At 72.1% G+C, this 208-nt stretch carries 1 protein-coding gene; it reads left to right on the plus strand.

Features of this window, described 5'->3' with window-relative positions; translation table 11 throughout:
- Positions 1-208, plus strand: a 208-nt coding sequence (locus EXE45_RS21535) for an SCO family protein (RefSeq protein ID WP_241989530.1), incomplete at both ends; no start/stop codon positions are given.

The raw sequence follows: 208 nt of genomic DNA on the forward strand, positions 1-208 counted from the left end.
CCCGCGGAGTGTTCGATCCTCCTCCGCCAGTGGGCGACGGTACAGCGCCGCGTCGCGGCGGCGGGGCTGACCGACGACACGTACTTTATCCCGATCACGTTCGATCCGGAGCGCGACGACGCGGCGGCGCTCCGCGACAACGCCGAGTCGATCGGCGCCGACCTCGAGGCGGGCAACTGGCTCTACCTGCGGCCGGAGACGCCGGCTC

The sequence above is a fragment of the Halorubrum sp. SP9 genome, assembly GCF_005435015.1.
GTDB classification, from domain to species: Archaea; Halobacteriota; Halobacteria; order Halobacteriales; family Haloferacaceae; genus Halorubrum; species Halorubrum sodomense.